Source organism: Mesorhizobium sp. WSM4833 (assembly GCF_055811095.1).
On sequence record NZ_JBVVQG010000007.1, the window covers coordinates 80,231 to 106,285 of the forward strand.

Sequence of the window (26,055 nt, forward strand, 5' to 3'; positions counted from 1 at the left end):
ATCTACTCCGGATTGGAATGGTCGAGAAAATAGCGGCGGGCATCGGTGGACGACAGGCCGTTCAACCGTTCGAGTGAAGCCCAGACTTCGGTGGCGAGGCGCAGCACGTAGTCGCGCTTGGCCGGGAAACGCTCGGCCTGCCAGCTGGCGATGTTGACGATGAGCGCAAGTCGGGCACGGATCAGATCGAAGAGAATGCCAATCTCTTCCTCCTCCAGTGGTTGGAGCGACTGATAACCTGCGACAAAGCGCGCCGCCGGTGCCAGCGGATGGCCTTCCGCCGGCCAGCGGTAGACGGCGCCGATGGCGAGGTCGCAGATCAGCGGCGAATGGATCATGTCGCCGAAATCGAGAATGCCGCTGACGACCTCCGGCCGCGAAGCATCCATCACCACATTGTAGGAATTCATGTCGTTGTGGACGATCTGCGCGCGCAGGGTGGGAATGACCGGCGCTGCATGCTGCTCGAAGGAGTCGATCGCGCGCTCGACCATCGCCCTCCGAGTCGGATCAGTGATGTGCGCCATCATCGGCCGTGTCTTGGCGACCTTGCGGATGTCCCAGAGCAGGTCGCTGCCGGCGGCCGGGTGGAAGAAGCCGCGCAGCGCCCTGCCAAGGCGGGCGAGGAAGATGCCGAGATTGCGATCCTGCGCCTCGGAAGTCGGCGAGCGCGACAGCAACTGACCGGGCAGATAGGTCACCAGCCGGATGATGCGCGGCGCCGATCCAGCGACTCTAACCGCGAACTGCGCCTCATCCTCGAGGCTTTTGCGCACCGAGGGAACCGGCAAGGTGGGGTCGACCGCAAGGATGTGGTCGAGCGCCTTGTTCTGGAAATCGGTGAAGCCAGCTTCTTCCGCCGGATGGGAGATCTTCAGGACGAACTCGCCCTCGCCGTCGGTCTGAATATGGAAATTGTGGTCGCGTTCGCCAGGCAGCGGACGCGCGGTGCCGGTCAGCCCGTAGTGCCGGCGCAGGATGGCGAGCGCGTCGGCCGTGGAAACATCCGGTGCGTCCTCGGCGAGTGTTTCGCCGAACGCATCGGGCACCGCCGCATTCATGGCTTAGCCTCGATAGGTTCGAGGCCACACCAGTCGGCGATGAACAGCGCGATCGTCTGGGTGACCTTGCGCACCGAGTCGAGATCGACGGCCTCGTCATAGCCATGCGGCATGCGGCAGATCGGGCCGTAGACGATCGCCGGCGTGTCGGCATAGAGGCCGAAGAAACGCGCATCGGTGGTCGCCGAGGTGACGTGTTCCGTCAGCGGCTCGCCCCACACGGCGGTATGGCTGCGGCGCAGCACCGCTTCCATCTCGTCGGCGCCCTCCAGCACATAGCCCTCGGCCATGAAGCCATTGTAGGTCATCTTGGGTGGTCGGTTGGCCAGGAACGGATCGGCGCGCGCCGCATCGGCAATGCAGGCCTCGAGCTCGGCCCTGGCGTCTTCGAGCCTCTGGCCGGGATAGGTGGCGACGCGCATCTCGAAGACACAGCGCGCCGGAACGCTCGATGTCCACTCGCCGCCTTCGATCTTGCCGAGGTTGAAGCGGATCGGATGCGGGTGATCATGGAAATGCCTGTCATCGACCTTGCGCGCGTTCCAGACGATTTCGAGCTGCTTCAGCGCCTGAATGATGACGAAGGCCTTTTCGATGGCATTGGCGCCGGCCGAAAATGCACCCGACGCATGCTGCGGATCGCCGTCGACCTCGACCCTGAACCAGATCGGCCCGACCTGCGCCCGCATCAGCCGCGGCTCCAGCGGTTCGGGAATGAAGGCGGCGTCGGCGCGATAGCCGCGCTGCAGGCATGCAAGCGCGCCATTGCCGGTGCATTCCTCCTCGACCACCGACTGGAGATACACGTTCGCGGCCGGCTGATAGCCAAGGCTACGCAAGGCGCTCAGCGCATAGAGGCAGGCGGACAGGCCGGCCTTCATGTCGCCGGCGCCGCGACCATGCATCCAGCCGTCCTCGATCGCCGGGTCGTAGGGATCGCGCACCCAGCGGTCGAGCGGTCCGGTCGGAACGACATCGATATGGCCGTTGAGGATCAGCGAGCGGCCGGTCGCGTTTCGCGGCGTGTGGGTAGCAACGACGTTGAAGGCATCGTCGTAAGAGACCGCCACGGGTGAAAAACCCGGCAGGTCGCGAATCGCATCGACATCGACGCGCCACATGTCGACCGCGTAGCCATCCGCCTCGTAGGCGGCGGCCATAAACGACTGCGCGGGGTGTTCCTCGCCACGTTGGGAGGGAAAGCGCACGAGGTCTTGCAGAAACGCGACCTGTCGGGCGAAGCCATCATCGACTGCCCTCAGAATGGCCTCATCCGCAATCCGCTCAGGCATCATATTTTACTTTCACCTGGATGATGTATCATATCTCATATGCCATTCCTGTGAAATGCAAGAGGCATGCGCGCCAAACTTTCAGTCCAGGACTTGCCGTTCGATGCTGCCATGGTCTTGGGGGAGTTGGCATCGGATGCAGCAAGCCGATACTGCTATCTCTGGAAGACATGACGAGGAATGCGTTGATCACAGAAGACACGATGCCCGCCGAAATCACCGATCTCGCCATTGGCTACCATCGCCTGCCGGCTGGCAAGCTTGCCAATGCGGTGACCTGGATGGAAGCGCGCACGCCGCAGCCGGATCTCGCGCGCCCCTTGGGCATGACACGGATCACGACGCCCGATTGCGTTTCCTACCGGGCGATCTTTCTCGAGATCGGCGCACCCTGGCTGTGGGACCGCGTTTCCGAAATGTCCGATGCCGAAATCACCGAGCATTTCGCCGACCCGCGCCAGCATCTCTACTACGGCCATGACGAAACCGGCGCGCATCTCGGCATGGTCGAGTTCTTCGCCGCCGACAATAACGAGATCGAGATCACCTATTTCGGCCTGTTCCCGTCCCTGACCGGCCGCGGTTTCGGCAAACGGCTGATGGCCGGGGCACTGGAGCTCGCATGGCGTCTCAACCCGAGCCGCATCTGGCTGCATACAAGCAGCTTCGATCATCACAGCGTCATCGGATTCTACAGCGCCTGCGGGTTCGTGCCCTTCGCTACCGGATTTGAGATCGTCGACGATCCCCGTATCAAGGGAACCTTGCCGCGCGATGCCGCACCGCAAATTCCGCTGATCGAAGCGGAGTGGAGCGGCTGCGGCGACTCTCCCCCAGAGAGCTACAGGCTGTGCGGACCTAGATGAGAACAGCTCCGCAATCCGTCAGCCAAGCGTCGCCGCACCATCGCCGATGGGTGCGCCGCGAGACCATTCTGTCGACGCTGGAGCGTCATATCGACACCCGCATCGTGCTGTTCGCCGCGCCCGCCGGCTTCGGCAAATCGACGACGATGGCGCAATGGGCTGCGGAAATCGCACGCCACGGCAGGCTGACGGCATGGCTGTCCTGCGAGGCGACGGACAATGATGAGGGCGCCTTCCTATCGCATCTGGTGGGCGCGCTGCGCCATCTGGTCCAGAGCCCGGCGGAACTCGACCTTGCCTTCCAGTCGAGCCCCATCCCGCAGCTCGATGTCGTGCTCGCGGCACTTGTGGCGGGTCTGGCGGCGCGCGAGGCCGACATCACCCTGTTCTTCGACGATTACCACGCCGTCGAGGCGCCGGCGGTGAAGCGGTTCATGGAGCGCCTGACCCGGCAGGCGCCGGAAAATGTTGCTTTCGTCATCGGCTCACGCAGCCTGCCCGACCTGCAGCTCGGCAAGCTCCGGGTGCTTGGCGACGTTTTCGAAATCGGCCCCGACGATCTGCGTTTCGCCTCATCCGAGGCTGAAGCTTTCTTCAACGACAAGCTGGGCCTGAGCGTCAGCAGCGGCACGGTGGAGACCTTGTGCTCGCGCACCGAAGGATGGGCCGCCGGCCTGCAACTGGCCTCTTTGTCACTGAGTGCCGCGCATGCACCGGAAACCGTCATCGGCAATTTTACCGGCGCCAACCGAAACGTCGCCGACTTCCTGATGGGCGAAGTGTTCCTGGAACTGCCGCCGGCGATCGCAAAATTCCTGCTCTACAGCTCGATCTTCGAACGCTTCAGCGCCGAGGCCTGCCGGGCGGTGATGCGCGCGGCCGACGCCGAAGCGGCGATCACCGAGATCGAGACGCGCAACCTGTTCCTGGTGCCGCTCGACGAAGAGCGGCGCTGGTTCCGCTTCCATCATCTGTTCCGCGATTTCCTCAGCCGCGAAATGGAACGGCGCGAACCGGAGATGATCGCGCCGCTGCATCTGGCGGCCGCCGAATGGTTCGGCGAGCGCAAGATGCTGACAGAGGCGATCGGGCACGCGCTGGCCGCCGGCGACCAGGCCCGCGCGGCGGTGTTCGTGGAGAACAATGCGCTCGACCTCATCGCCCAGTGCCAGCTTCTCTACGTGCGCCAGCTGCTGGCACTGCTGCCGAGGAAGCTGATCGACCAGCGCATTCGGCTGCAGCTGGTCGTGCTGTGGTTGGCGGTGCACAGCAGCCAGCCGGAGATTGCCCAACAGACGCTGAGCAATGCGCGCAAGTTGGTCGAGACCGGACCGACCGACAGCAACGACCCAGGCACGATGACCGGCACAACGATCGAGGCTGAGCTCGTGGTTCTCGCCGCCGCCGTTCACAGCACGCTGGAGCAGTTCGATCAGGCGCGCGACACAGCCCTTGCGGCCCTGCGCGTCATCGCGCCCGATGCCTGGTTCATGGAGGGCGCGACCGCCAATGTCATTGGCTACAACCTCTATGCGCTGGGTGACCTCGACGGCGCACGCGCCGCCATCGATGCGGCACGCCGGGCGCATGAGCGAAGCGGCAGCCTGCTCGGCGTCACCATTGCCAATTGCTACATGGCCGTGATCGAGCGTTCGGCGGGCCGCTTGCCCGCCGCCGAGCGGCTGCTGCGCAACGCGATCATCGAGGCTCGGGCGCGGATCGGTGCAAACTCCTATGCCGAGGCCCTGGCCGGCACGCTGCTTGCGGAACTTGCCTATGAGACCAATGCGTCGGGCGAAGCGCTGACCCTGGTCGAGAATCTCGGACCGCAGATCGAGGGCGCGGCGGTCATCGTCTATCCCCTGGCCAGCGTGCCGACCTATGCCCGCGTGCTGCAGCTGACCGGTCGCACCGAAGCGGCACTGGATATGCTTGAGCGCGTCTATCAACGCGTACATGGCACGGTGTATCGCCGCCTGGCATCGATGATCGTGCATGACCGCATACGTGTGCTGCTCGACCAGAACCGTATTGCCGAGGCGCGTGCGCTGCTGGCCGAGCATCGGGGCGAAGGGACCGAGGCTTCGGTGGTCATCACTACCGCCAACGAGTTCGAGTTCTTTGCCGAGGGCCGCCTGCTGACGGCCGAGAAATCCTATGCCGCTGCCGCGGGGGTTTTCGACGCGCTGCTCGAGCGCACGAAAGACAGCGGGCGCATGCGCCGCCATATATTGGCGCTGATCCTGCGCGCCAAAGTGGCCAGCGCTGCCCACGACCAACGCGAGGCCGACCGCAATCTCCTCAATGCGTTGCGTCTCGCCCAACCCTCCGGCTTCATCCGTTCTTTCGTCGACGAGGGAAGGCCTGTTGTCGAAGGGTTGATGCGGCTGCGCGCGGCCCAGGCGAAGACCGATCCCGCACTGTCAGCCTATGCGTCGCGCATCATCGATGCCGCGCAGGCGATGCCTGTCGCGACGCGCAAGCTGGCCGCACCAGCCGCCGAGAAAGAACAGCTCACCCAGCGCGAGGCCGAACTGCTGCGCTATCTCACCGAGGGCATGTCCAACCGCGATATCGCCTTGGCGTTGTCGGTGAGCGAGACCACGGTGAAATGGCATCTGAAGAACATTTTCGGCAAGCTCGCGGTGACCAACCGGGTGCAGGCGGTGCGCGCCGCGCAAGGATCTGCAGGCGCCCATACCCCTCCGAAAGGAGGGGCATAGATAAGAGGCGCGACCCCACTTTCGGGTCGGGCCATCTGATCGTTAGCCTGCTAGCGTCACCTGGTTTTCAGAGGACGCTGCGGATGGCGACAGGCTACGTTTTTCACGAACAGCTGATGTGGCATGACACCGGCTCCAGCGCCGACATGATGCCGCCCGGCCGTTTCGTGGAACCCGGCCGGCATCTGGAATCCCCTGGCTCCAAGCGCCGGCTGAACAACCTCATCCAGGTCAGCGGCCTGTCGCGGCATCTGGTGCCGATCATCCCCGAGCCGGTCTCGGTCGACGACCTGTTGCGCGTGCACACGCAACGCCATGTCGACGATATTCGCATGCTCAGCGAACGCGGCTCCGGTTTCGCCGGGCCGCAGGCGCCGATCGGCCTCAACAGTTTTGACATCGCGCTGCTGTCGGCCGGCACCACCTATGCCGCGATGCGCGCCGTGCTGACGGGCCGCGTCGACAATGCCTATGCGCTGGCGCGGCCGCCGGGACACCATGCCGAGCCCGACCAGGCGATGGGCAACTGCCTGTTCTCCAACATTGGCGTCGCTGTCCGCCGGCTGCAGCATGAAGGCCTGCTCGGGCGCGCGGCGATAGTCGACTGGGATGTGCATCACGGCAACGGCACCGAGACGGTGTTCTATTCCGACCCGTCGGTTCTGACCATTTCCGTGCACCAGGACAATCTCTATCCGACCGGGCGCGGTGCGCTGGCCGACAACGGGAAAGATGCCGGCGAGGGCTTTAACATCAACATCCCGCTGCCGGCCGGCAGCGGAACCGGTGCTTATGAAGCGACTTTCGACCGCGTTGTCGCGCCGGCACTGCGCGCCTACAGGCCGGACCTCGTCATCGTCGCCTCCGGCTTCGATGCGTCCGGCTTCGATCCACTCGGCCGCATGATGCTCAACAGCGAATGCTTCAGGCGTCTCGCCGCGCGCATGGTTGCGCTGGCCGCCGAGACCTCGCAAGGGCGCCTGATGATGACCCATGAAGGCGGCTACTCCGAGGGCTATGTGCCGTTCTGCGGCCATGCCGTCATCGAGACGCTAGCCAATCACCGTACCGAAGTGGTCGACCCTTTGTCGGACCATATCGACGAATGGGCCGGGCAAGACCTGCAGCTTCATCAGGCCGCGGTGATCGATGCCGCCGAAGGCCTGCTCGCCGGCCTGCGCCAACGTCTCGCCAGTGCGGCCTGACGCGATGGATTTCGTCATCACCACGCTGCTCAATGCGCTGACGCTGATCAGTATCCTGATGCTGGTCGGGCTCGGGCTAGCGATCAGCTTCGGCCTAATGAACGTGACCAATTTGGCACATGGCGAGTTCGTCACCGTCGGCGCCTTCGCGGTCTATTTCGTCCAGAGCATGGGTGGCTCGTTCTGGCTAGGGCTGGCGGCTGCCCCCATCGCCGGCGCGGTGATCGGCTGCATCCTCGAATTCGCCATCATCCGCCATCTCTATTCCAGGCCGGTCTCAACTGTGCTTGCCACCTGGGGCGTCAGCCTGATCCTGCAGCAAGGGCTGGAACTGATCTTCGGTCTCGGCGCCAAGCCGGTGACGCCGCCTATCGAGGGCACGCTCGACCTCTTCTTCACCGCCTACCCGGCCTATCGGCTGATCCTGATCGGCATCGCCATGCTGACCTTGCTCGGCGTCATCCTGCTGATCAGCCGCACGTCCTTCGGTCTCGACATCCGCACCGTCATCCAGAACCGCGAAATGGCCGAGGGCGTCGGCATCAACACGCGGCGCACCTACGCCATCGCCTTCACCTTCGGCGCGGCCATCGCCGGGCTCGCCGGCGGACTGGTCGCGCCGCTGGCGATCGTGCTGCCGCAGATGGGGGTGAACTATCTCGCCAACGCCTTCTTCGTCGTCATTGTCGGCGGCGTCGGCTCGATCGGCGGCCTCGTCGCCGGCAGCGTCTTCGTCGGCGGGCTGACCAGCATCCTCAATTATCAGATCTCGCCGTCGCTGGCGCAGGCGGTCGTGCTGCTGGCGGCCATCGTCGCTGTCCGGCTTCGGCCCAACGGCCTGTTCAACGGAGCGTCGCGATGATCGCCCGCGACCGCAACTGGCTGCTGATCTTCGCCGCCTGCGTGGCGCTCGCGATCATCTATCCGTTCTTTGTCGGCGGGTATCAGCTGACCGTGATCCGCGACGCGCTGATCTTCGGCCTGTTCGCCGCGAGCCTCGACTTCTTCTGGGGCCGCACTGGAATCCTGTGTTTCGGCCACGCTGCGTTTTTCGGCATCGGCGGCTACATCATGGCGCTGATCACGCTCAACGATGCGATCTCCTTCGCCAGCCTGCTTGGCATCATCGGTGCGGTGGCCGGTGCGGCCTTGGTCTCCGCCATCATCGGCTACTTCCTGTTTTTCGGCGGCATCCGTGGCAGCTATTTCACCATCGTCACGCTGGCCATGGGCGTCATCTGCCAGCAGGCGGCGGTCTCCTGGAGCTCGGTCACCGGCGGCGACAGCGGGCTGATCGGCATTCCGCCGATTGCCTTCGATGTCGGCGGGCTGCACGTCGATCTCAGCCAGGACCTGCCCAGCTACATCTTCGTCTCGGCCATCGTCGCGGTGACCGTGCTGGCACTGTGGTCGATCAGCCGTGGCCGCTGGGGTACGGTGCTGACCGCCATACAGGACAATGAAGTCCGGGCAGCAGCGCTCGGCCACAATGCGCCGTTGCGGCTGCTCGTCACCTTCGTCCTGTCGGCGGCGATCGCCGGCCTTGCCGGCGCGCTCTATGTCTGCATGGCGGGGTTGGTGGCACCGGATCTGTCCGGACTGCTTCTGTCGACGGAAGTCATCGTCTGGGTGGCGGTCGGCGGGCGCGGCACGCTGCTGGGGCCGGTGCTCGGCGCCATCTTCATCCAGCGTGCGCAGCAGACGATCAGCAGTTTCAACCCGAGCCTGTGGCCGCTATTGCTCGGCGGTGTCTTCGTCATCATCGTCTTCGTCCTGCCGGACGGCATCCTGTCGATCTACGCGCGACTGAAAGCCCTGTTCAAAGGCGGGAGGCGCGCACAATGAGCGACATCCTGCTCCAGGCCGAAAATGTCGGCATCCGCTTTGGCGGGCTGCAGGCGCTGGAGGCCCTGAACCTCACTGTACGCGACAAGGAACTCTGCTGCATCATCGGCCCGAACGGCGCCGGCAAAAGCACCTTCCTCAATGTGTTGACCGGTACGCTGCGCCCGACCAGCGGCAGCGTGCGCTTCCTCGGCCACGACATAGCCGGCCTGCCGCTGCATCGCATCGCCCGGCTCGGCATCGCGCGCAAGTTCCAGATCCCGTCCGTCTTCCCGAGCCTCTCGGTGGAAGACAATGTGAAGGTCGCCCGCTGGGGGGCGCCCTCGCCTGTGCGCCCGGTTGGCGAATTGCTGGAATTGGTCGCGCTGAGCAATCGCGCCGCCACACCGGCCGGCGAACTCGCGCATGGCCAGAAGCAATGGCTGGAGATCGGCATGGCGCTGGCAATCGAGCCGCGGTTGCTTTTGCTCGACGAACCCACCGCCGGCATGACGCCGCAGGAGACGCTGGCGACGGCCGATATGCTGCTGCGCCTAAAGGGCGAGTTCTCGATCGTCGCCGTCGAACACGATATCCGCTTCGTACGGGCGCTGAACTGCGAGACGCTGGTGCTGCATCAGGGACGACGCCTGCGCAGCGGTCCTTTCCACGACGTCGAGACCGACGAGATGGTCCGCGACGTCTATCTGGGGAGGCGCTGATCATGCTGCGGACAATGGCGGTGTCAGCCGGCTACGGCCCGCTCCCGGTGCTGAACGGCATCGACCTCAGTGTCGCGCCGGGCGAAGTCGTCGGCCTGCTCGGCCGTAACGGCGCCGGCAAGACGACGCTGCTGCGCGTCATCGCCGGCGGCTTGCGGGCGAGCGGTGGCGCCGTGGTTCTCGGTGAAAAGGACCTCACGAACGCGCCAGCTTTCCGCCGCGCGCGGGCAGGCATCGCGCATGTGCCGCAGGGGCGCGGGATCTTCAACCAGCTGACGGTGCGGCAAAACCTGGAGGTCGGCACCCGCGCTGCCAAGGACCGTGGCGACGGCGGCATTCCGGTCGACATCTTCGGCTATTTTCCGATCCTGCGCGAGCGCGAAGCGCAGGTCGCCGGCACGCTTTCGGGCGGCCAGCAGCAGATGCTGGCGATCGGCCGCGCGCTCTGCGGCCTGCCGTCGGTGCTGCTGCTCGATGAGCCTTCGGAAGGCATACAGCCGAACATCGTGCAGTCGATCGCCGAGCTGGTGCCGCGCATCGCGCGCGAACGCAGCATCGCGATCGTGCTGGTCGAGCAGAATCTCGATCTCGTTCTCAAGGCATCGGACCGCTGCCTGGTGATGGAGAAGGGCAGGATCGTCCATGAAGGCGCGCCGGAGGCGTTCGCCGACGAGACCCTGCTGAAGGACCTGTTGGCCCTATAAGGCGCACCTGAAGCGCGCCTGGGAGCTTGTTGACTTGTAAGGCGTGCATGGGGCGCGTCTGGGACTGGAAGGGAACACAACAATGATAAGCAGAAGAACTGTCTTGAAATCCGGCGGCGCCGCGGCCGCTTTCGCCATGGTCGGTGCGCCGTCGGTCCTGCGCGCCGCCGACACCGTCAAGGTCGGCCTGTCGATCCCGATCACCGGGCTGCAGGCGATCCTCGGCGAGACGCTGCTCAATTGCTACAAGCTCGCCGCCGCCGAACTGAACGCCGCCAATGGCATTGGCGGGCGCCAGGTCGAGTTGTTCATCGAGGACAACCAGACCACGACCAAGGGTTCCATCGACAAGGCGCGCAAGCTCATCAACGAAGACAAGGTCGACGTGGTCATGGGCACGATCATTTCGCCGGAGCGAAGTGCTACGCTGTCGGTGACCTCGAAGGCCAAGAAGCTGTTCTTCTACCCGACCAATTTCGAAGGCGGCGAATGCAACCGCTACTTCGTCGCCACCGGCCCGATCCCGATGCAGCAGGTCGACCCGATGATGCCATGGGTGGCCGAGACGCTCGGCAAGACGGTCTATGTCATGGCTTCCGACTATGCCTGGCCGCAGAAGATGACCGAGGCGATCACGGCGGCTTACGAAAAGGCCGGCGGCAAGATCATCGGCGCCGACTATTATCCGTTCGGCACCACGGATTTCGGCCCGGCCTTCCAGAAGATCAAGTCGCTGAAGCCCGACGTCGTGTGGTCGATGGTGGTCGGCAATGACGCGGTCACGCAGCTCAAGCAGTATCGCTCTTTCGACATCAAGCAGCCGCTGATCGCGCCGCTCGACGAGGTCTTCAACAAGGACGCGCTGCCGCCCGGCGTTGCGGCCGGCACCTACGCACCGCAGCCTTACTGGATGGCGCTCGATAATCCGGTCAACAAGAAGTTCATCGCGAGCTTCCGCGAGAAGTTCGGCAAGGAGAAGATGGTCAACGGCATCGGCGAAGCCGGCTACAACGGCCTGCATCTCTACGCCCTGGCCGCCGAGAAGGCCGGATCGCTGAAGGACGATGATGTGCTCAAGGCGCTGCCGACGATCGAGTTCGACGCGCCGCAAGGCAAGATCCGGGTCGATGCCAGCAACAACCACACGCTCTGCCATTCCTATGTCGGCAAGGCGGCCGCAGACGGCATCAGCTATGAAATCGCCAAGGATTTCGGCACCATCGCGCCGGTCACGCCTTACTGCAAGCTGTAGGAGCTCCGGCAACGGCTCCAGGCAATCCTGACGGCGGCTTTGCCGCCGTCAGCTCGCTTGCGGCGCAGGCAGCCGCTCGCGCAATTCGTCGACGAGCACCCTGGTGTTTTCGGAATAGTCGATGGGCACGACGACGAGGTGCACGCCGCCGCCGGTGAAGGCCTGTTCCAGCGCCGGCCGCAAGTCGGCGATCTCCGTAACCCTGGTCCCCCTGGCGCCATAGGCCTCGGCATATCTGACGAAATCGGGATTGCCGAAGGTCATGCCGAAATCCGGGAATTCGTCGACCGCCTGCTTCCAGCGGATCATGCCATAGGCATGGTCTTCGAGCAGCAGGACGACGAGGTTGAGCTTGAGCCTGACGGCGGTCTCCAGTTCCTGGCTGTTCATCATGAAGCCGCCATCACCACAGATGGCCATGACACGGCGCTGCGGATAGAGCAGTGCCGCCATCATCGCCGACGGCAGGCCCGCGCCCATCGTGGCCAGCGCATTGTCGAGCAGGATCGTGTTTGCCATGCGGGTGCGGTAGTTGCGCGCGAACCAGATCTTGTACATGCCGTTGTCGAGGGCAAGAATCCCATCCGCCGGCATCACGGCGCGGACATCGTGCACGATGCGCTGCGGCGTGAAGCGATCTTCGGTGGCGCGCGCGGCGATGCGGCTCAGAATGCCTTCCCGCAGCGGCAGCAAGGCCTGTGCATTGGGGACCTTGCCCTCGATGCGGTCGGCCAGCAGCGCCAGCGAAGGACCGAGGTCGCCGACGATTTCGGCTTGCGGGAAATAGACCTGCTCGACATCGGCTGAATGGTAGCCGACATGAATGACCTTCGGCCCCTTTGCCCCCATGATGAAGGGCGGCTTCTCTACCGTGTCGTGACCGACGGTGATGATCAGATCGGCCTGTTCGATGGCCTCGTGCACATAGTCGCGCTCCGAAAGGGCTGCCGTTCCCATATAGAGCTCCGTGCCGCCAGGCACGGTGCCCTTGCCCATCTGCGTGGTGAAATAGGGAATTTGCGTCCGCAGCACGAACTGGGCGACATCGGGAGTCACGCGCGGTCGCGACGCCGCCGCACCAAACATCAGCAGCGGACGCCTGGCTTCCATGATCATACGGGCGGCGCGATCAAGCGCGCCCGGGCTGGCCAGCGGCAGTTCGACCGGATGCGTTGGCACGAGTGCTACCGGTTCACACTCGGCCGCCGCAATGTCTTCCGGCAATTCAAGATGTACGGGGCCGGGACGCTCTTCCTGGGCGACACGGAAAGCTTCGCGAACCAACGAGGGGATCATCTTCGGCGAGACGATCTGACGCGACAGCTTGGTCAGCGGCTTCATCGCCGCGACGATGTCGACGATCTGGAAGCGCGCCTGCCGGGATGACAGGATGCCTTTCTGGCCGGTGATCATGATCATCGGCATCGCGCCGAGCAGCGCATAGGCCGAACCGGTCGAAAGGTTGAGCGCGCCCGGGCCAAGCGTGGTGATGCACACACCCGGCTTGCCGGTAAGCCTGCCATAGGTGGCGGCCATGAAAGCGGCTGCCTGCTCGTGGCGGGTCAGGATCAGCTGGATCGAGGAGCGGCGGATGGATTCGACGATGTCGAGATTTTCTTCGCCCGGGATGCCGAAAATCCGCTCGACCCCTTCGTTCTCGAGGGCCGCGACGAACAGATCCGAACCTTTGGTCATGACCACCTCTCCCGCAACATTCCGTCGGCCACCTTCATATGGCATCGGAATGCGACGCCTCAAAGAGGCATCTTCGGCTGCGGGTCAGCGGCGCGTGTTGCAGCTCGCCGCTTTCGGCGAGGCGAAAAGTTCCTTCGGTGCAGACCACTGGCTGAGCGGTGCGCCGCGCGTGCCGGTGATCAGCGAACGCAGTTCCGACAGATAGGTCTGCACGAAGAACGAGGTCTGGCTTTCCAGCGGCGTATAGGGACCCGGCCGGTAGGCGCGCGACATGATGCCGTCGGCATTGTCCTCGGTGATCTTCTTGTCCTGCACCGTGGTGACGTCCCACATCCAGCTGATCGCATCGGCGTCGATGTCGCCATCGGCGTCCTTGTCGACGAGCCATGTCAGGATGACGTCTGTTTTCATGGCGTTGCGCGGTATCATCTGGAACAGCGTGACATAATCATTGGCAGCACTTGCAAACGACAGGCGTCCGAGGCGGAAGCCGCTTTCGCCACCATCATAGGCGTGACGGCCGCCCATCAGGCATGAGACCCCCTCACCTGTATTGGACAGCGTGTTGCGGCCGGATCCGATCGGCTTGCGGTGCATGGCAAACGGCATCGTGTCGAGGTCGCCAGCCTGCCACGCGCCCTTGTGGAACTCGGCATCGCCGATGACGCTGTGCCAGGCCTCGATTTCATTCTGCCACTCGACCGCCTTGTCGGCGTCGCGGGTCGCGGTCACTTTGACATGGCCGTTGACGCGGTAATATTCGGGATGAGCCGGCCGGCAGTGATAGCATTCGAGGAAGTTCTCGAGCACCAGCTTCCAGTTCGCCTTGGTGAGATAGTTCTTGCGCGCGACGATGCGTGCACGGTCAAGGCCGTTTTCGCGCAAGCCGCCGGTCAGCCCGTCCGCGACAGGCTGGATGTCGGGCAGCGAATTGGCATCAAGGCCGCAGAACACGAGGCCGCCGAAATGCTTGCAGGGCACGCGGTGCAGTCCCAGCGCTTCCGGATCGACGCTTTCCGGTAGATCCTGCCGTGACTGCAACTCGCCGGTCAGCCTGAACGACCAGGCATGGTAGGGGCAGACCAGAAGCTTGCCGCGACCATCCTTGGCGCAGAGCCGCGAGCCGCGATGGGTGCAGACATTGTAGTAGGCCGCGATGTCCTCCTCGCCATCGCCGAAGCGCACGACGATGATCTCCTCGTCGAAAAGCTGGCGCACGATGTAGCGGCCCTTTTCTGGGACCTCGCTGGCATGGGCGACAAGCATCCATTGGCGCGGAAACCACAAATCCCGTTCCAGCGCGAAGATGGCAGGGTCCGCGTAGAAGGCCTGTTCCAGCGACCAGTCCGGACGTTGCCGGTCGATCAGCCTGACGGTCTCGCTTCTGTCGATAGGCTGGCTGTTCGATGTGTAGGCCTGCACGGCAAACACCTTTCTGCTCGCTGGCGTTCGAATGACGTTTCGATAGAGTGTGCGATGCGGAAAGGCTTGCAGCAAATACAGAAATGATAGACCTTCATATCGAAAAGGCATGAAAGCAGGTTTGGATCGTGAAAACCCTCAAGACATCGCTTCCCCTGCTGAACGCCATGGTCGTCTTCGAGGCTGCCGTCAGGCATGGCGGGCTGACGCTGGCCGCACAGGAGCTCAACATCGCACAATCGGCGGTCAGCAGGCATGTCGCCAATCTCGAGCGCCAGCTGTCGGTCGAGCTGTTCACGCGCAGAGGCAACCGCGTCGCCGTCACCGGGGCCGGCAACACGCTGGCCGAAGCGATCCGCGAGGGTCTCGGCACCATCAGGCAAGCGGTCGAGGATTTGACCGCGCACGACAGCGATACATTCGTGGTCGGCTGCAGCCACGACTTCGCGCAGGCATGGCTGATGCCGCGCTTCGGCCTCATCACATCGCAGGTTGCCGATGGCCGCGTGCTGCTGCAGACATCCACCGACTACAGGGATTTCGACCAGCCTGAAGTGGCATTGTCGATCCGTTTCGGCGAAGCCGGGCAATGGCCCGAATTCGTGACCGAAAAACTGCTCGAGGGTGAGTGGTTCCCGGTTTGCGCGCCGGCGTTCCTGGCGCGTTATCCGGCGCTCGCCTCGGAGGAGCCTGAGGCTTTCCTGGCAGTGCCGCTGCTGCATCAGGTGACGCCGCCGGGCGCGATCGACAGTTGGCAATCGTGGGTCGGAACCGACCGGAAACTCGACGGACCTCGGTTCACCGGCTACATGTCGATGATGCACGAAACCATCGCCGGGCGCGGCGCGGCGCTCGCCTGGGCGGGATTTGCGGACGAGCATCTGCGCCGCGGCCAGCTCGTCCGGCTGACCAAGACCTCGCGGCGCCACGCCGGCTCCTTCCACATCGTCATGAGGAAGAACGCCGGCCCGGTTGTCAGGGCGGTGGCGCAGGCGCTGCTCGGCAGCGTCGGCGACAGCTTGCAGGCAAGCGCCGGGGGCAGCTGACGATCAGGCCTCGCGACCAAACCGCGACGCCTCGTGACGCGCGCCCCAGGCCGGCATGGCGGCCTCGATCTCGGCTTCCGACTTGAAGGCGTTGGAGGCGTAGCGATCGACACGGAACCGCTCGACGGAAACGAACGGGGTCTGCCCGAGAACCAGTTCGCAAGAGAGCCGGCCAAGACCCGGTCCATGGGTGACGCCGCTCTCATTGTCGCCACCAACGACCACGATATTGTCGCTGCCGGGGACTTTGCCGACGATAAGGTTGTTGTCGGGCGTGTAGCACGGCACGCCTTGCGCCCAGCTCGCGATCGTCGAACCGCGCAGCGGCGGGAACACCGTCTGCAACTCGGCAAGCTCCTGCTCGGAGGTTTCCTGCATCAGCCCGATATTGTGCGGCTGGCCGGGTTCGATTTCGCTGTCGTTCGTCTTGTAGAGAGGTTTGTAGTGCCGGCCGGTTCCCCACATGACGGCGCCGAATGTCTCGCGCAGCCACAGCCGCAATTCGCGGCACTGGACGGTGGGGATGGTCGATGGCAGCCCACGGTCGTCGGTGACGATGCGCGTTGCAACGACGCGCAGCAGCGGCAACTGCCAGCCAAGGCCTGACAGGACCTGGTTGTTCCAGGCGCCGGCGGCAACAATCACGCCATCAGCCTCAAGACCGCCCTGGTCGGTCTCGATCGTCACCCGGTCGCCGGCATCATGGACGGCAGTCACGCGTGTGTTGCTGCGGAAGACGCCGCCGAGCTCGCTGGTCTGGCCGGTCAGCACCCCCATCGCCAGCTTGGTGTCGAGCTGGATGCCATGCGGATTGTAGGCCGCCGAATGGACCCGGGCCGGATCGATGAGACCCTGCATCTTCTGCCCGATCTGCACGGCATCCAGGTCCTGCATTTCCGGCGGCGCATAGGGAGAATCCAGCACCGGGCGGACGAAGCGTTCGCGCCCGTCCTCGGTCAGCGCCATGATCAAGGTGCCGTTCGGCCGATAACCAATCTCGGCGCCGACCTCGTGCAGCCTGCGATAGAAATCGAGGCCATATTGCTGCAGCTGAAAGCCCTCTTCACCGAGCGGGATCATGCCGGCGGACCAATGGGAGACGAAGCCAGCACCGGCGCTTGTGGTTGCGGCACCCGGCTGGCCGGCATCGATGACCGTCACCCGGCGCACGCCGGACCGCAGCAGATGGAAAGCCGCGCTGCAGCCGATGATGCCGCCGCCAATCACCGCGATATGCCTGCTATCGCTGCCGCCATGGCTTCCGTTTGAACTCATCTTTGTTCTCCCTTTTGCCGATGTTCCGGTCGGAGCGACATACAGCGACGGCGACCATACAGGCTCGTCCCGGACTGTCTAGACACATGTGTCTGTGGCCTGATACTTGATGCGCACTGCATCTGGATCACACGTCCGGAACGCCGCTTGATCCGGCTTTCCGTTGTGTTGTGTCGCCGAGAGAGCGAGGAAAAAGTGAGCGTTTCGACAGCCGCCCAGGCCATTTTCGACAGTGAAATCATATGGGACGCGCATTCCGGCTTCATGCCGGACCCGGCGGCGGACCTGAACAATCTGCAGATCTGGCGCGACGCCGGCATCGACTATCTGTCGATCGATGTCGGCTTCGACCTGTTGCCCTGGGAGCAGACCGTGCGGACGCTCGCAAATTTCCGCCACTGGATCCTTGCCAATCCCGAGCACTACACGCTGGTCTCCTCCGTCGCGGAAATCCGCAAGGCCAAGCTTGAAGGCAAACTGGCGATCACCTTCGACATCGAGGGCATGAACGCGCTCGACGGCCGCGTCGAGATGGTCGAGTTCTATCACCATCTGGGCGTCCGCCAGATCCTGTTTGCGTACAACAGGAACAATCTGGCCGGCGGCGGTTGCCACGATGTCGAGACCAGCCTGACGGCGTTCGGCCGCGAGGTCATCGACGAGATGAACCGTCTCGGCATGTTCGTCGACGTCACCCACACCGGCTATCGCACCTCGATGGAGGTGATGGAATACTCCAACCGGCCGGTCATCTTCTCGCACTCCAACGCCAAGGCCTTGTGCGGCCATGGCCGCAATATCACCGACGAGCAGATCAAGGCCTGCGCGCGCACCGGCGGCATCGTCGCGATCGTCGGGCTCAATCGTTTCCTGGGAGAGGGACGCACGGACTCGGACAGGCTGGCTGACCACATCGAATATCTCGTCGACCTGGCTGGCCCAAATCATGTCGGCATCGGACTGGATTACGCCTTTCCGGTTGATGTCAAAGGTATCGACCGCATCATTTCCGACAATCCGCAATTCTGGCCCAAGAGCGAATATCCGGAGGGGGCGACGACCTACGCGGCTCCAGGTCAGATGCGCGAACTGACCGAGGTTCTTCTGCGCCGCGGCCAGTCCGAGCAGACCGTGCGCGATGTCCTGGGCGGCAATTTCATGCGCCTGGCGGCTGAAATCTGGAAGTGAGCGGCGGCCGAGAGGCCTATCTCCGCTACAGCTCTTGATCCAGGCCCCACCGAATGGCGGGCCAGGCCATATCGTCTGCGCGATCACATTCCGCCCGCGACTTGCCCAAGTCGACGCGCCGGCGGCGGTCGGAACAGATGTCGAGATTTTCCGCAAGATCGTCGGTATCCAAGATTCAGACGTGCCGGCAAAATTTTCGCTAGACATAGATGTCTATTATTAGCAGTTTTAGCGGACCGACACATTCGGCCCGGCTTGGAGAATGGCCTGCGGCCTGAAAACAAGACAACGAAAACAGCTGAGGGGTAAAGCATGTCCATTCTAGCCGACACCAGGGTTTCGCGCCGCAGCCTGCTCGCCGGAGCCGGCGCTTTCGGCCTTGCCTCAATGGTCAATCCAAAAGTTTCCTGGTCGAGCGACGGGCCGATCCTCAAGGTGCGCTCCTACGCCGACATCCAGACGCTCGACCCTTGCTTCCGGCTGGCGGCGCCTGAAGGCGACATCACCAGCGTCATCTTCGCCGGCCTCGTCGTCACCACGCCGGGCGACAGCTGGGGCTGGCGGCCGATGGCGGCGGAAACGATCAAGCAGATCGATCCGCTGACCGTCGCCTTCCAGCTGCGCGACAATATCGGCTTCACCGATGGCTACGGCCAGATGACGGCCGAAGACGTGAAGTTTTCGATCGAACGCATCGCCGACCCAGCCAACAAGAGCCCCTATTCCGGCGACTGGGCAACGCTCAAGGAAGTCGAGGTCAAGGACAAGCTGTCGGGGCTGATCCACCTGAAACAAGCCTTCGCGCCGCTGTGGACGTCGACCTTGCCGACGCCGTCCGGCACCATCCTGTCAAAGCGCGCCATCACCGAGCTCGGTGGCAAGATGGGCGTCAAGCCAGTGGCTCAGTCAGGCCCCTACATCCTGAAGGAATGGCTGCCCAAGCAGCGCACGGTGCTGGTCCGCAATCCCGACTGGAAGTACGAGCAAGGTGCCTTCGCGGAAATCCACATTCATCCGATCGAGGACGAGAAGACCGCCGAACTCGGCTACGAGGCCGGCGACCTCGACTACACCTGGACCGCGGTCTCCTCGATCTCGCGCCTGAAGCAGACGCCGCCGCCGAAGACGACAGTGGTGGAGAAGCCTTCGCTGGCCTTTGTCTGGCTCGGCATGAACCAGGATGTCGCTCCCTTCAACAATCCCAACATGCGCCGCGCGGTTCAGTACGCCGTGGACCGCAAGGCGGTGGTCGATGCTGCCTATTTCGGCGCCGCCGCCACCGCCACCGGCATCATCGCGCCCGGCCTGCCCGGCCATCGCGAGAAGAACCTTTTCGATTTCGATCCGGACCGCGCCCGCGACATGATCGCCGAGGAGGGGCTGGCCGGCACGACCATCACGCTCGATATCCTCAACAAGACCGAGCGCCTGACCGCGGCGCAGGTCGTGCAGTCGAACCTGCAGGATGTCGGCCTCACCGTGGAAATCAAGCAGAACGACAGCGGCACCTTCTGGACGCTTGGCGCCAAGGAAGGCGACTACTGGAAGAAGCTGCAGATGATCATCAGCCGCTTCTCCATGCAGCCGGATCCGAGCTGGGCGACTGCCTGGTTCACCCGCGACCAGATCGGCGTCTGGAACTGGGAGCGGTTTTCCAGCGAGGAATTCGACAAGCTCAATGCCGAAGGCATGGTCGAGCTCGACCCGGCGAAACGTGATGTCATCTACAAGAAGCTGCAGGACCTGATGGAGGAGAACGGCAACTACGTTTTCCTGACCCATGAGGTCACCGGCATCATGAATCGAGACACGCTTGTGGCCGGCCTGAAACCGAATGGCGAACCCGTGTTCACCGACTTCAAACCGGCATGATATCGGCGGGCGGGGCTCGTCCCCGCCAAAGACCGTCGGACAGGTACCGAAAATGATCCGCTACGCCCTCAAGCGTCTGTGGCTTGGCGCCATCATCATCAGCGTCGCTATGATGATGATGTTCGCCATGGTCTACCTCATTCCCGGCGACCCGGCCTCCGTCGCGCTGGGGCCACGCGCGACGCCGGAGATGATGGAGGCGCTGCGCGTGCGCATGGGCCTCGACCAGCCGGTGTGGCGGCAGTTCCTGCACTTCTACGGATCGGTCCTGCGCGGTGACCTGGGCACCGAGGTTCTGTCGAACCGGCCGGTGCTGGACGTGGTGATCGAGCAGCTTCCGTTCACGCTGGCGCTGGTGGTCGGCGGCATTACCTGGTCGGTGGCGCTTGGCATCCCGCTTGGCTGTATCGCCGCGGTGCGCCGAGGCGGCTTTGTCGATCAGGTGATCGGGGTTCTTTCGGTGGCGATGATCGCGGTGCCGTCCTTCGTCGTCGCCATCTATTCGCTGCTGGTGTTCGCGGTCGCACTGCAATGGCTGCCGGCGATCGGCGCCGGCGAACCGGGCGACCTCGCCAGCCGGCTCCAGCACCTCATCCTGCCGTCGCTGGCGGTCGGGCTTGGCTGGATCGGCTACATCTCGCGCATGGTGCGCGCCTCGATGCTGGAGACGCTGGAGGCCAGCCATATCCGCACGGCGCGCGCCTTCGGCCTGACAGAGCACCGGATCGTCTACACCTACGCGCTGCGCATTGCCGTGCTGCCAACGATCACCCTGCTCGGCGTCGGTATCGGCCACATGCTGTCGTCTTCCGTTTTCGCCGAAATCGTCTTCGCCCGCCCCGGCATCGGCAAGCTGGTCTATGAGGCGATCTCGGTGCGCAACTACCCCATCGTCTCCGGAGCCGTGCTGGTCACCACGGTCTTCTTCGTCCTCGTCAACGTAGCGGCCGACATTCTGGTCGGTGTATTGGATCCCCGTGTCAGATCAAGTTTCAACTGAGCTGTCTTCCGGCGGCAGCCGGTTGTCCGGATTGTGGCGGACCGTGCGCGGCATCATGCGCGAGCCGCTCGGCGCCGTCGGCCTGACGCTGGTGACGCTGGTGGTGCTGTCGGCGGTGTTTGCCAGCGCGCTGACCAGCTATGCGCCGAGCAAGATATCGCCGGCCGAACGCTTCGCTTCGCCGAGCCTGCTGCATCTGCTCGGCACCGACCACCTCGGCCGTGATCTTCTGACCCGGGTGCTCTATGGCGGGCGCGTCGCGCTCTTGATCGCGCTCGGCGCGACAGCGGTGTCGCTGGTCGTCGGCGTGGTGCTCGGGCTGATCGCCGGCTATGGGCCGCGCTGGCTCGACAATGTGCTGCTGCTGATCTTCGACGCCGTGAAGAGCTTTCCCACCGTCATGCTGGCGCTGACGCTGGTCACCCTGTTCGGCCCCTCGCTCTATGCGGTGGTGCTGGTGGTGATGCTGGTCAATGTGCCGGGCTATGCCCGCATCATCAGGACGCAGACGCTGGTGCTGAAGTCGGCCGAACATGTCATGGCGGCGCGCTCGATGGGCGCCAGTGCCGGCCGTATCCTGCGCGTCCATATCCTGCCCAACATCATCGGCCCGATCCTGATCCTGATATCGATGGACATTCCCGTGGTGGTGGCGATCGAGGCCGGCATGAGCTTCCTCGGGCTCGGCGTGCGGCCGCCAACGCCGAGCTGGGGCGCGATCCTCAATGACGGCTTTGCCAACATCCGCGATTCCTACTGGATCGTGATTGTCGGCGGCCTGCCCATCGTGCTGACCACACTCGGCTTCACCTTCTTCGGCGAGACGCTGCGCGACCTCTTCGATCCCCGGCTGAAGGGGCGGTCATGACGGTTCTCGCGATCAAGGATCTGAGCGTCGCCTTCCACACCGAGAGTGGGCGACTGGAGGCGCTGAAGCAGGTGAGTTTTTCCGTGCCGGCCAACCGCAGCGTTGGCGTGGTCGGCGAATCCGGCTGCGGGAAGTCGACGCTCATCAACGCCATTCTCGGCCTGCTCGCCGACAATGGCGAGATATTATCGGGCGAGATCATCTTCGAGGGCGACAAGAACCTTGCCCGGCTCGACCCCACCGCGATGCGCGGCCTGCGCGGGCAAAGGATCGCCACCGTTTTCCAGGACCCGATGGGTGCGCTCAACCCGGTGCTGTCGGTGGGGCGGCAGATGCGCGACATCCAGTATCGCTCGGGTCTGTCGAAGCGGGACAAGGATGCGCGCTCGGTCGCCATGCTGCGCAAGGTTCGCATTCCCGATCCGGAAAGCCGGCTGACGCAGTTTCCGCACGAATTCTCCGGCGGCATGAAGCAGCGCATCGCCATCGCCATGGCGCTGATGATGGAGCCAGCGCTGCTGATCGCCGACGAGCCGACCACGGCGCTCGATGCGACGCTGGAGGTGGCCACCATCGAACTGCTCAAGGATCTGCAGCGCGACATCGGCTGCTCGGTGCTGTTCATCTCGCATCATCTGGGCGTGATCGCCGAACTCTGCGACGAGATGATCGTGATGTATGCCGGCGAGGTGGTGGAAAGCGGCACGACCCGCGAGATCTTCCACGACGCCCGCCATCCGTACACGCAGAAGCTGCTGGCCTGCGATCCCGCCCGGCTATCGCAGCGTGTGCCCCGGCTGCCGACGATTGCCGGGACCTTGCCGGACCTGCGCCGCCGACCAAGCGGCTGCGTCTTCCAGCCGCGCTGCGATCGCGCCGACGCCCAATGCCTGACGACGCCTCCCAGCGCCCCTGTCGGCGGATCTCATATCGCCCATTGCTGGCACGCGGACGTTCCACTGGGGGCCATGAGCGCATGAACGAAGACCTGCTCCGTGTCAGCGACCTGCGCGTCTCGTTCCGGGTTGGCGGCCTGTCCGCCAGGCTCGCGGGGCGGGCCACCGAAATCGAAGCGGTCTCCGGCGTCAGCTTCACGCTTCAACGAGGCAGCACCTTCGCGCTGGTCGGCGAATCCGGCTCGGGCAAGACGACGCTGGCGCGCACCCTCAACGGTCTTCAGCCGGTGAAAGCAGGCACGATCGTGTTCGAAGGACAGGAACTGCAAGGCCTGTCCAACGCCGCGATGAAACCGGTGCGGCGGCGCATGCCGATGATGTTCCAGGATCCGGTCGGATCGCTGTCGCCGCGGCTCAGCGTGCGCTCGCTGCTGTCGGAGCCTTTCGTCATCCACGGTTTGTCGGATCGCGATCTCAACGCTGAAGTCACACGGCTCCTTGTGCTGGTCGGGCTGCCGCGCGATTTCGCCGACCGCTACCCGCACCAGCTATCCGGCGGCCAGGCGCGCCGCGTCGGCGTTGCGCGGGCGATCGCGCTGGACCCGGTGCTGGTCGTCGCCGACGAGCCGACCGCCGGCCTCGACGTCTCCGTGCAGGGAGAGGTGCTGAACCTGCTCAACGACCTGCGCGACCGCATGGGCCTGTCGATGCTGATCATCACCCACAATCTGCATGTCGTGCGCCAGATCGCCGACCGCATGGCGGTGATGTATCTCGGACGCTTCGTCGAGCAGGGCGAAACCGAAGCGATCTTCCGTGCCCCGCATCATCCCTATACGGCGGCCCTTCTGTCCGCCAACCCCGAGCCCGATCCAGATCGGGTGCACCAGCGCATCACGCTGCCGGCTGACGTTCCGTCCTTGCTGGCGCGCCCCTCAGGCTGCGAGTTTCACACACGCTGCCCGCAGGCCGAGGGCCGTTGCGCGCTGGATGTCCCCGTCCCGGCCTCGGTCGGCGACAGCCGCCTGACCTGCCATTTCCCGCTGAACACATAAGGATCGCCACCGGCGCAAGTGTCGGCCGGGGCGTTGAGAGGAGCCGCCATGCAAGATATCCGCATCGTCACCGATTTCCCGCGCAAAATCCGCGAGATCGAGAATTTGTGGATTCCGATGCCGGATGGCGTCAAGCTGGCGGCGCGTGTCTGGCTGCCGGAAGACGCGGAGAGCGATCCCGTGCCAGCGATCCTCGAATATTTGCCCTATCGCAAGCGTGACGGAACGGTGGAGCGCGATGCGCTGACGCATCCCTATTTCGCCGGTCACGGCTATGCCGGCGTGCGGGTCGACATGCGCGGCTCGGGCGACAGCGAAGGGCTGTGCAAGGGTGAGTATCTGAAGCAGGAGCAGGATGACTGCCTGGTGGTCATCGAATGGCTGGCGAGGCAATCCTGGTGCTCGGGAAGCGTCGGCATGATCGGCATCAGCTGGGGCGGCTTCAACGGGCTGCAGGTTGCGGCCCGCCGGCCGCCGGCGCTGAAAGCCGTCGTTTCGCTGTGCTCGACCGACGACCGCTATAACGACGACGTGCATTATCTCGGCGGCGCGATGATGTGCGACAATCTGATGTGGGGAACCACCGCCTGGGCCATCGCCATGACCCCGCCCGACCCGTTCATTGTCGGTGACCGCTGGCGCGATCTTTGGAAACAACGGCTGAATGGCAATGGCATCTGGATGCAGGACTGGTTCGAACACCAGCGCCGCGACGATTTCTACAAGCACGGTTCGATCTACGAGGATTATTCCGATGTCGAAATCCCGGTCTACGCCGTCGGCGGCTGGGCCGACGGTTATCCCAATCCGATCTTCCGGATGCTGGAAAAGCTAAGCGGTCCCCGCAAAGGGCTGATTGGACCCTGGGGCCATAAATATCCGCACTTCGCCATGCCAGGACCGCGCATCGGCTTCCTGCAGGAGTGCCTGCGCTGGTGGGACCAATATCTCAAGGGCATAAACACCGGCATTGCCGACGAGCCGATGCTGCGCGCCTGGATTCAGGATCCCGCACGGCCGGCGGCGATCTATGACGAGCGGCCCGGCCGCTGGGTCGCCGAGCCGGCTTGGCCGGGGCCGGGGGTCGGCGAAAAGGTGCTGAACCTTGCGCCGCATGTGCTGAGCGAGGCCAGGGGCGAAGACACGATCCTGGAGATTTCATCGCCGCAGACGGCCGGCCTGTCGTCCGGCGCCTGGTGCGGTTATGGTGTCATGCCTACCTTGCCGGTCGACCAACGCACGGAAGAAGGCAATGCCCTGATCTTCGAGACGGCGCCGTTGACCGAAGCGGTCGAGATCCTCGGTTTTCCCGAATTCGAGGTCAAGCTCTCCTCCGACAAGCCGGTTGCGCTTCTGTCCGCCACGCTGTCGCAAGTGTTCCCGGAAGGTGCTGCCTCGCGCATCAGCTACGGCATCCTCAATCTGAGCCATCGCAACGATGATCTGGACATCGTACCCATGGTGCCGGGCCGGGCGGAGACCGTCCGCATCAAGCTGCGCTGTTGCGGGCAGCGTTTCGAGGCTGGCGAGCGTATCCGGCTGGCACTGGCGACATCGCATTGGCCGATCGTCTTTCCGACCGCCGAGCAGGCGACGCTGTCGATCCATTGCGGCGATAGCCGGCTGATCCTGCCGGTGCGCGCGCCGCAGAAGCTGGACGACACGCTGGGGGCCTTCCTGGCTCCGGAAAGCGCCGCGCCGATGGAGCAGGAGGTTCTGACCAAAGGGGACGGCTTTCAGCGCTCGGTTTCGACAGACCAGGTCACTGGCGAGACCGTCTACCAAGTCGTCAATGATGGCGGCACGGTGCGGCACCCGCATACGGGAATCGTCCTTTCAGCGAAGCATGTCGACCGGTTCTCCATTCACCCCGACGACCCGACCTCGGCGGTCGGCACCTGCACCTGGGAAAAATCCTATGGCCGCGGCGACTGGCAGGCGCGCCTTTCAGTGACGGCGACGGTGCGCGCGCTGCGCGACGTCTGGCGGATCGAGACCCACATCACTGCCCATGACGGAGACGAGCGGATCGTCGACCGCAGCGAGGTCAAGGAGTATCGGCGCGATCTCAACTGAGCGGCGGCGATTG

The 26,055-nt window shown here is 64.2% G+C and carries 21 protein-coding genes; 16 read left to right on the plus strand and 5 right to left on the minus strand.

What is annotated here, in order from left to right:
* Positions 1–2: 2 nt before the first annotated feature.
* Both AC0L2D_RS15675 and AC0L2D_RS15680 read right to left on the minus strand, forming a co-directional pair.
* The gene (locus tag AC0L2D_RS15675; RefSeq protein ID WP_473541482.1) at positions 3–1,061 is read right to left on the minus strand and encodes a phosphotransferase; all 1,059 of its coding nucleotides are present in this window, start codon (positions 1,059–1,061) and stop codon (positions 3–5) included.
* Positions 1,058–2,353, minus strand: a complete 1,296-nt coding sequence (locus AC0L2D_RS15680) for an ArgE/DapE family deacylase (RefSeq protein ID WP_473541483.1) — start codon at positions 2,351–2,353, stop codon at positions 1,058–1,060. The genes AC0L2D_RS15675 and AC0L2D_RS15680 overlap by 4 nt, the downstream gene beginning before the upstream one ends.
* Before the next feature lie 203 nt (positions 2,354–2,556).
* Between AC0L2D_RS15680 and AC0L2D_RS15685 the strand changes: the two genes are divergently transcribed.
* The 8 genes from AC0L2D_RS15685 to AC0L2D_RS15720 all read left to right on the plus strand — a co-directional run bounded on the left by AC0L2D_RS15685 (position 2,557) and on the right by AC0L2D_RS15720 (position 11,649).
* Positions 2,557–3,219: a GNAT family N-acetyltransferase gene (locus AC0L2D_RS15685; protein WP_224673970.1), complete on the plus strand. Its 663-nt coding sequence runs from the start codon at positions 2,557–2,559 to the stop codon at positions 3,217–3,219.
* Positions 3,216–5,942, plus strand: a complete 2,727-nt coding sequence (locus AC0L2D_RS15690) for a winged helix-turn-helix domain-containing protein (protein ID WP_473541484.1) — start codon at positions 3,216–3,218, stop codon at positions 5,940–5,942. Before AC0L2D_RS15685 ends, AC0L2D_RS15690 begins: the two co-directional genes overlap by 4 nt.
* Before the next feature lie 83 nt (positions 5,943–6,025).
* On the plus strand, positions 6,026–7,147 hold the full coding sequence (locus tag AC0L2D_RS15695; RefSeq protein ID WP_013532992.1) for a class II histone deacetylase: 1,122 nt from the start codon (positions 6,026–6,028) through the stop codon (positions 7,145–7,147).
* On the plus strand, positions 7,092–8,009 hold the full coding sequence (gene urtB, locus AC0L2D_RS15700; protein WP_473541485.1) for an urea ABC transporter permease subunit UrtB: 918 nt from the start codon (positions 7,092–7,094) through the stop codon (positions 8,007–8,009). The genes AC0L2D_RS15695 and urtB overlap by 56 nt, the downstream gene beginning before the upstream one ends.
* Entirely contained in the window at positions 8,006–8,992 is a 987-nt protein-coding gene (locus tag AC0L2D_RS15705) for a branched-chain amino acid ABC transporter permease (protein WP_473541486.1), read from the plus strand. The genes urtB and AC0L2D_RS15705 overlap by 4 nt, the downstream gene beginning before the upstream one ends.
* Positions 8,989–9,693 (plus strand): ATP-binding cassette domain-containing protein, encoded by a 705-nt coding sequence (locus tag AC0L2D_RS15710; RefSeq protein ID WP_027163906.1) that lies wholly within the window; start codon positions 8,989–8,991, stop codon positions 9,691–9,693. Before AC0L2D_RS15705 ends, AC0L2D_RS15710 begins: the two co-directional genes overlap by 4 nt.
* Positions 9,694–9,695: 2 nt before the next feature.
* Positions 9,696–10,397 carry an ABC transporter ATP-binding protein gene (locus AC0L2D_RS15715; RefSeq protein WP_024502518.1) on the plus strand — a complete coding sequence of 234 codons (702 nt, stop codon included), beginning with the start codon at positions 9,696–9,698 and terminating at the stop codon, positions 10,395–10,397.
* Positions 10,398–10,500: 103 nt separating this feature from the next.
* On the plus strand, positions 10,501–11,649 hold the full coding sequence (locus AC0L2D_RS15720; RefSeq protein ID WP_473541487.1) for a substrate-binding protein: 1,149 nt from the start codon (positions 10,501–10,503) through the stop codon (positions 11,647–11,649).
* 48 nt (positions 11,650–11,697) lie between these two features.
* Here the strand turns inward: AC0L2D_RS15720 and AC0L2D_RS15725 are convergent, their stop codons facing one another.
* Both AC0L2D_RS15725 and AC0L2D_RS15730 read right to left on the minus strand, forming a co-directional pair.
* Positions 11,698–13,344 (minus strand): acetolactate synthase large subunit, encoded by a 1,647-nt coding sequence (locus AC0L2D_RS15725; protein WP_473541488.1) that lies wholly within the window; start codon positions 13,342–13,344, stop codon positions 11,698–11,700.
* Between the two features lie 84 nt (positions 13,345–13,428).
* Positions 13,429–14,766, minus strand: coding sequence for an aromatic ring-hydroxylating oxygenase subunit alpha (locus tag AC0L2D_RS15730; RefSeq protein WP_473541489.1), 1,338 nt, complete (start codon positions 14,764–14,766; stop codon positions 13,429–13,431).
* Between the two features lie 128 nt (positions 14,767–14,894).
* On the opposite strand from AC0L2D_RS15730, the gene AC0L2D_RS15735 reads away from it, so the two are divergent.
* On the plus strand, positions 14,895–15,812 hold the full coding sequence (locus AC0L2D_RS15735) for a LysR family transcriptional regulator (RefSeq protein WP_473541490.1): 918 nt from the start codon (positions 14,895–14,897) through the stop codon (positions 15,810–15,812).
* 3 nt (positions 15,813–15,815) lie between these two features.
* Here AC0L2D_RS15735 and AC0L2D_RS15740 read toward each other — a convergent pair whose 3' ends face one another.
* The gene (locus tag AC0L2D_RS15740; RefSeq protein ID WP_473541491.1) at positions 15,816–17,087 is read right to left on the minus strand and encodes an NAD(P)/FAD-dependent oxidoreductase; all 1,272 of its coding nucleotides are present in this window, start codon (positions 17,085–17,087) and stop codon (positions 15,816–15,818) included.
* 195 nt (positions 17,088–17,282) lie between these two features.
* Here AC0L2D_RS15740 and AC0L2D_RS15745 point away from each other — a divergent pair, with 195 nt between their 5' ends.
* From AC0L2D_RS15745 to AC0L2D_RS15775, 7 genes are all read left to right on the plus strand, one after another.
* A complete protein-coding gene (locus AC0L2D_RS15745; RefSeq protein WP_082826414.1) occupies positions 17,283–18,275 on the plus strand; it encodes a dipeptidase in 993 nt (330 codons plus the stop codon).
* A gap of 312 nt (positions 18,276–18,587) precedes the next feature.
* The gene (locus AC0L2D_RS15750; protein ID WP_473541492.1) at positions 18,588–20,147 is read left to right on the plus strand and encodes an ABC transporter substrate-binding protein; all 1,560 of its coding nucleotides are present in this window, start codon (positions 18,588–18,590) and stop codon (positions 20,145–20,147) included.
* A gap of 52 nt (positions 20,148–20,199) precedes the next feature.
* Positions 20,200–21,147, plus strand: coding sequence for an ABC transporter permease (locus AC0L2D_RS15755; protein ID WP_063171563.1), 948 nt, complete (start codon positions 20,200–20,202; stop codon positions 21,145–21,147).
* Positions 21,148–21,169: 22 nt separating this feature from the next.
* Positions 21,170–22,015, plus strand: a complete 846-nt coding sequence (locus AC0L2D_RS15760; protein WP_473541493.1) for an ABC transporter permease — start codon at positions 21,170–21,172, stop codon at positions 22,013–22,015.
* Positions 22,012–22,995, plus strand: coding sequence for an ABC transporter ATP-binding protein (locus AC0L2D_RS15765; RefSeq protein WP_473541494.1), 984 nt, complete (start codon positions 22,012–22,014; stop codon positions 22,993–22,995). The genes AC0L2D_RS15760 and AC0L2D_RS15765 overlap by 4 nt, the downstream gene beginning before the upstream one ends.
* Complete coding sequence (locus AC0L2D_RS15770; protein WP_473541495.1) at positions 22,992–23,966, plus strand: ABC transporter ATP-binding protein; 975 nt, start codon at positions 22,992–22,994, stop codon at positions 23,964–23,966. Before AC0L2D_RS15765 ends, AC0L2D_RS15770 begins: the two co-directional genes overlap by 4 nt.
* A 48-nt stretch (positions 23,967–24,014) precedes the next feature.
* Positions 24,015–26,042, plus strand: a complete 2,028-nt coding sequence (locus tag AC0L2D_RS15775) for a CocE/NonD family hydrolase (protein WP_473541496.1) — start codon at positions 24,015–24,017, stop codon at positions 26,040–26,042.
* The last annotated feature ends 13 nt before the right edge of the window (positions 26,043–26,055 follow it).

Bases quoted from the DNA above. Each gene is read 5' to 3' on its own strand.
- AC0L2D_RS15680 (WP_473541483.1), bottom strand. From the start codon at position 2,353: ATGCCTGAGCGGATTGCGGATGAGGCCATTCTGAGGGCAGTCGATGAT.
- AC0L2D_RS15710 (WP_027163906.1), top strand. From the start codon at position 8,989: ATGAGCGACATCCTGCTCCAGGCCGAAAATGTCGGCATCCGCTTTGGC.
- AC0L2D_RS15775 (WP_473541496.1), top strand. From the start codon at position 24,015: ATGCAAGATATCCGCATCGTCACCGATTTCCCGCGCAAAATCCGCGAG.
- urtB (WP_473541485.1), top strand. From the start codon at position 7,092: ATGCCGCCGAAGGCCTGCTCGCCGGCCTGCGCCAACGTCTCGCCAGTG.
- AC0L2D_RS15690 (WP_473541484.1), top strand. From the start codon at position 3,216: ATGAGAACAGCTCCGCAATCCGTCAGCCAAGCGTCGCCGCACCATCGC.
- AC0L2D_RS15675 (WP_473541482.1), bottom strand. From the start codon at position 1,061: ATGAATGCGGCGGTGCCCGATGCGTTCGGCGAAACACTCGCCGAGGAC.
- AC0L2D_RS15705 (WP_473541486.1), top strand. From the start codon at position 8,006: ATGATCGCCCGCGACCGCAACTGGCTGCTGATCTTCGCCGCCTGCGTG.
- AC0L2D_RS15715 (WP_024502518.1), top strand. From the start codon at position 9,696: ATGCTGCGGACAATGGCGGTGTCAGCCGGCTACGGCCCGCTCCCGGTG.
- AC0L2D_RS15765 (WP_473541494.1), top strand. From the start codon at position 22,012: ATGACGGTTCTCGCGATCAAGGATCTGAGCGTCGCCTTCCACACCGAG.
- AC0L2D_RS15770 (WP_473541495.1), top strand. From the start codon at position 22,992: ATGAACGAAGACCTGCTCCGTGTCAGCGACCTGCGCGTCTCGTTCCGG.
- AC0L2D_RS15725 (WP_473541488.1), bottom strand. From the start codon at position 13,344: ATGACCAAAGGTTCGGATCTGTTCGTCGCGGCCCTCGAGAACGAAGGG.
- AC0L2D_RS15695 (WP_013532992.1), top strand. From the start codon at position 6,026: ATGGCGACAGGCTACGTTTTTCACGAACAGCTGATGTGGCATGACACC.
- AC0L2D_RS15750 (WP_473541492.1), top strand. From the start codon at position 18,588: ATGTCCATTCTAGCCGACACCAGGGTTTCGCGCCGCAGCCTGCTCGCC.
- AC0L2D_RS15755 (WP_063171563.1), top strand. From the start codon at position 20,200: ATGATCCGCTACGCCCTCAAGCGTCTGTGGCTTGGCGCCATCATCATC.
- AC0L2D_RS15685 (WP_224673970.1), top strand. From the start codon at position 2,557: ATGCCCGCCGAAATCACCGATCTCGCCATTGGCTACCATCGCCTGCCG.
- AC0L2D_RS15740 (WP_473541491.1), bottom strand. From the start codon at position 17,087: ATGAGTTCAAACGGAAGCCATGGCGGCAGCGATAGCAGGCATATCGCG.